The organism is Phenylobacterium sp. CCH9-H3, assembly GCF_001557235.1.
Taxonomy (GTDB): Bacteria; Pseudomonadota; Alphaproteobacteria; order Caulobacterales; family Caulobacteraceae; genus Phenylobacterium.
In genome coordinates, this window is record NZ_LSJI01000276.1 from 1 (window position 1) to 4204 (window position 4204).

The 4204-nt window shown below is 68.6% G+C and carries 4 protein-coding genes and 1 tRNA gene; 4 read left to right on the plus strand and 1 reads right to left on the minus strand.

Features of this window, described 5'->3' with window-relative positions:
• Window positions 1-146: 146 nt before the first annotated feature.
• The 3 genes from AX721_RS24605 to AX721_RS24615 all read left to right on the plus strand — a co-directional run bounded on the left by AX721_RS24605 (window position 147) and on the right by AX721_RS24615 (window position 2588).
• Complete coding sequence (locus tag AX721_RS24605; RefSeq protein ID WP_068878606.1) at window positions 147-1088, plus strand: glycosyltransferase; 942 nt, start codon at window positions 147-149, stop codon at window positions 1086-1088.
• 51 nt (window positions 1089-1139) lie between these two features.
• Window positions 1140-1215, plus strand: a tRNA-Thr gene (locus AX721_RS24610).
• A 227-nt stretch (window positions 1216-1442) separates the two neighbouring features.
• Complete coding sequence (locus AX721_RS24615) at window positions 1443-2588, plus strand: acyltransferase (protein ID WP_068878607.1); 1146 nt, start codon at window positions 1443-1445, stop codon at window positions 2586-2588.
• Here AX721_RS24615 and AX721_RS24620 read toward each other — a convergent pair.
• Window positions 2585-3460 (minus strand): LysR family transcriptional regulator, encoded by an 876-nt coding sequence (locus AX721_RS24620; RefSeq protein ID WP_068878608.1) that lies wholly within the window; start codon window positions 3458-3460, stop codon window positions 2585-2587. The two genes, AX721_RS24615 and AX721_RS24620, sit on opposite strands and share 4 nt — an antisense overlap.
• 76 nt (window positions 3461-3536) lie before the next feature.
• Between AX721_RS24620 and AX721_RS24625 the strand changes: the two genes are divergently transcribed.
• The coding region (locus AX721_RS24625; RefSeq protein WP_156467364.1) for an aldehyde dehydrogenase family protein at window positions 3537-4204 on the plus strand (668 nt) is incomplete at its 3' end.

Here is a 4204-nt window from a genome sequence, read left to right on the forward strand (position 1 = left end):
GAGCTGCCCGAACTGCCGATCGCCTATGCGGACGCCGGGCCGATGCTGGCCGAGCCGGCCTTCTATCCGGTGGACGAGGGCTACCAGGAACCCGAGGCTCCACCGGGCCCCCCGCGCCGGGCGGGGCCGCGCGGCCGACGCTCCTCATGATGCGGATCGTCTACCTGACGCCCTACGCCGGCTCGAAGTCGGGCGGGAACAAGATGATCTTCCGCCACGTGGAGAGCCTGTGCGCCATGGGCTTCGACGCCGTGGTCCGCCGCCCGCCCCACATGCCGCCCCCGACGTGGTTCGATCACGAGGCTCCTACCGAGGACGCCTCCGTCCCGCTGGCCGCGGACGACATACTGGTGCTGCCGGAAGACTCCCCCGAGGCGCTACGGCAGGCCGCGGCCCTGCCCAACCGCAAGGTGATCTTCTGCCAGAACCCCTATGCGCTCGCGAGCTACGGCCTGGCCGCGCTGCCGGCCGAGCTCCGGCCGCAGTATCGCAACTTCATGGCGTGCGGGGTCGGCGTCGCCGGGCTGATCGCGCGCTTCTTCGACTACGATCAGATCTCGGTCGTGCCGGGCTTCGCCGATGAGCGCCTGTTCCGCCCTGCGCCCAAGGAGAGGCTGATCGCCTGCTCCCCCCGGCATCGGAAGGTGGAGCAGGCGGCCATCCGCTACATGTTCGAGCGGCTGCATCCCGACGCCGCCGCCTGGCGCTGGGAGGTGATGGAGACCCGCACCGAGGCCGAGGTCGCCGACATCATGGGCCGCGCCTCGGTGTTCCTGAGCCTCGCGCGGATGGAGGCGCTGAGCCTGACGACGCTGGAGGCCATGGCGTGCGAGTGCCTGCTGGCCGGCTTCACCGGCATCGGCGCGCGGGAGTTCGCAACCCCGGTCAACGGGATCTGGGTGGACGAGGACGACTGCGAGGCGGCCGCCCACGCCCTGGCCCGCGCGGCCACGCTCGCCGGGCAGGGCGGAGGCGCCCAGGCGCTGATGCGCCACGCCGCCGCCCAGACCGCCGCCCAGTGGAGCCGCGCCGCCTTCATCGAGGCGCTGGCCGCTTTCTGGCGCGACCGGATGGGCGTGACCGCGTGACGCTTTGCAAATCGGGAGGTTGCGGGTAAAAGCCCGCGTCCCCGGACAGGAGCCGCCTTAGCTCAGCCGGTAGAGCGGCGCATTCGTAATGCGTAGGTCAGGTGTTCGAGTCACCTAGGCGGCACCATTCTTTTCCCTACTTGCAAGATCTCGAAAACCGCCTGTGTCGGCGTACCTCGCCTGGCCGGCTGTGGGCGCAACATTGCATCCGGCGCCTCAAGAGGAAGCAAACATGCCGGCGTCGAGCCCGCATAACGCTGGTGCTTGACGTGTGGGGGCCGCAACGGCCTAGCTTCCGGCGTGGAGCGGCAAATGACGTCATCAACGGGCAGGGCATGCACGATCGGCCAGCGCGTGGCCGAGACCGGTGGTCGCACGACCGGGTTCGACTATCTTCGCATCGGCCTCGCTCTGGCGGTGATGGTCTGGCACAGCTTCCCGATCAGCTACGGCAAGCCGTTCGAGACAATGGTCCTTGGCAGCTGGGCGCGGCCGATGGTGGCGTTCATCCTGCCCGCCTTCTTTGCCCTGAGCGGATTTCTCGTCGCCGGCAGTCTGGAGCGGAATACGTCGCTGTTGCGGTTTGCCGCGCTGCGGGCCATCCGGATCATGCCCGCGCTCGGGGTCGAGGTGCTTCTTTCCGCCCTCATCCTGGGCCCGCTACTGACCACCGTCGGCCTTGTCGCCTATCTGTCGGACGGCGAGTTCCACCAGTATTTCCTCAACGTCTTCGGAATCATCCACTTCGATCTGCCGGGGCTGTTCGAGACCAATCCCATTCCCAGGATCGTCAATGGCCAGCTCTGGACCATCCCTTACGAACTGGAATGCTATGCCGCGCTCGCGACGCTCGCCGCCCTAGGCCTGGTCCGTCGTCCCATACTGATGCTGGCCGCCGTCACCGGCCTGCAGCTCGCGGTGATGGCGATCACCTATCAGCCCATCGTCTTCGGAAGCCCGCTTCCGGAGCTTGGCGGCGTGTTCTCCGGCCGCCTCCTCGTGATGAGCTTCCTGTGGGGCGTTGCGCTGTTCCGGCTCCGCGACCGCGTCCCGTTCAACGGATGGCTCGCGGCAATCGCGGCGGCGCTGAGCATCGCCCTCATGCTCGTGCCCCTAGGCGACGCCCTGGCTCCGCTGCCCATCGCCTACGCGGTCGCCTACCTAGGCCTTCAGCAGCCGCGGAGCACGCCCATCGTGGCCCTCGGCGATTTCAGCTACGGCATCTTTCTCTACGGCTTCGCCGTTCAGCAGACGGTGGCGAGCCTTGGCGCATGGACGCACCATTGGCTTATCAACCTCGCTCTCGCCGTGCCATTGGTCACGCTCTTTGCCGCGTTCTCCTGGTATGGCGTCGAAAAGCCGGCGTTGGGGCTGAGGACGCGCTTGTCGCTCCTCGATCCGATCGACGCCGGGATAGGGTCGGTCCGCGCTCGGCTGCTGGCCGTCCTCCCCGCGCCAGGCTCCGCAGGCGGGGTAGGATCGAAACCCGAGCTTCCCTAGCAAGGCCGCAGGTCCCGCCGCCTGGCCTCCACGAGATCGCGCAGCCAGGCCCTGACCACCCGCATCCGCGCGGTATCGTGCACTTCGCGGTGGGTGCTTAGCCAGAAGCGCCGTTCGATGAGGACCTCCGGCAGAACCCGCTCGAGGCCGGCGGCGAGGAAGCAGGGCAGGACGCCCACGCCGCCGGCGGCCGCGATCATTTCCCGCTGGGCCTGGATCGAGGAGCTGGCGAGCGTCGCGGTAAGGCCCGGCGAGACCTCGTCCAGGTACCGCAGTTCGGATGCGTAGAGCAGATCGTCGATGTACCCGACGATCTGGAGCCCGGAGAGATCGCCGACGGTCGCGGGCCGTCCCGCGCGATCGAGATAGCCGGGCGCCCCATAGAGCGCGAGCTGATAGCCGGTGAGCGGCTCGACCACGAGACGCTGGGCGTCCGGCGGGCTGAGCGTGATCGCCATGTCCACCTCCCGCCGACTGGGGGACAGGAAGCCGGCATGCGCCGCCAGCTCCACGCGCAGGCCCGGCCGGGCCGCGGCGAGCTGCGGCAGGGCGGGGGCCAGCACCGCCGAACCAAAGCCCTCGGCCGTGCTGATGCGGACGGTCCCTGCGACCAGATCGGGGCGGGTCACGCGGGCGGCGGTCTCCATCGCCTGTTCGGCGTCCAGCGCGATGTCGAACAGCTGGGCGCCGGCCGCGGTGAGCTGGAGGCCTGTGGAGGATCGGACGAACAGGGTGGACTTCAGCGCCGTCTCCAGACGCGCAACCCGGCGGCCCACCGTGGCGGTGTCGATCCCCAGCCGCTGGGCGGCGGCCCCGAGAGATCGGCCGCGCGCAGCGCCGAGGAAGATGCGCAGATCGTCCCAGTCGAACATTGGTGTTGCAATATCGCGCTATCGATCATGCAACAATGCAATGGGACGACGGCGAGAGAAGGGTTAGGCCAGGAACATGCGAGAGATCACCCACTTCATCGACGGCGCCGCCTTCGCGGGCGCTTCGGGCCGCTACGGCGACGTCTTCAACCCCAACACCGGCGAGGTTCAGGCGCGCGTCCAGTTCGCCACCAACGCCGAGGTCGATCGGGCGGTCCAGTCGGCGCTGCGGGCGCAGCAGACCTGGGCGCTGGTCAATCCGCAGCGGCGGGCGCGGGTGATGTTCGAGTTCAAGCGCCTGATCGAGCGCGACATGGACGCCCTGGCCGAGATCCTGTCGTCCGAGCACGGCAAGGTGATCGCCGACAGCAAGGGCGACATCCAGCGCGGCCTGGAAGTGATCGAGTTCGCCTGCGGGATACCCCATGCCTTGAAGGGCGAATACACCGAGGGGGCCGGGCCGGGCATCGACGTCTATTCGATGCGCCAGCCGCTGGGCGTGGCGGCGGGGATCACCCCGTTCAACTTCCCGGCCATGATCCCGATGTGGATGTTCGGCATCGCCATCGCCACGGGCAACACCTTCATCCTGAAGCCCTCCGAGAAGGACCCCACCGTCCCGGTGAAGCTGGCGGAACTGATGATGGAGGCGGGCGCGCCGGCCGGGGTGCTGAACGTGATCCACGGCGACAAGGCCGCCGTCGACGCCATCCTGGACCATCCGGACATCAAGGCCGTCAGCTT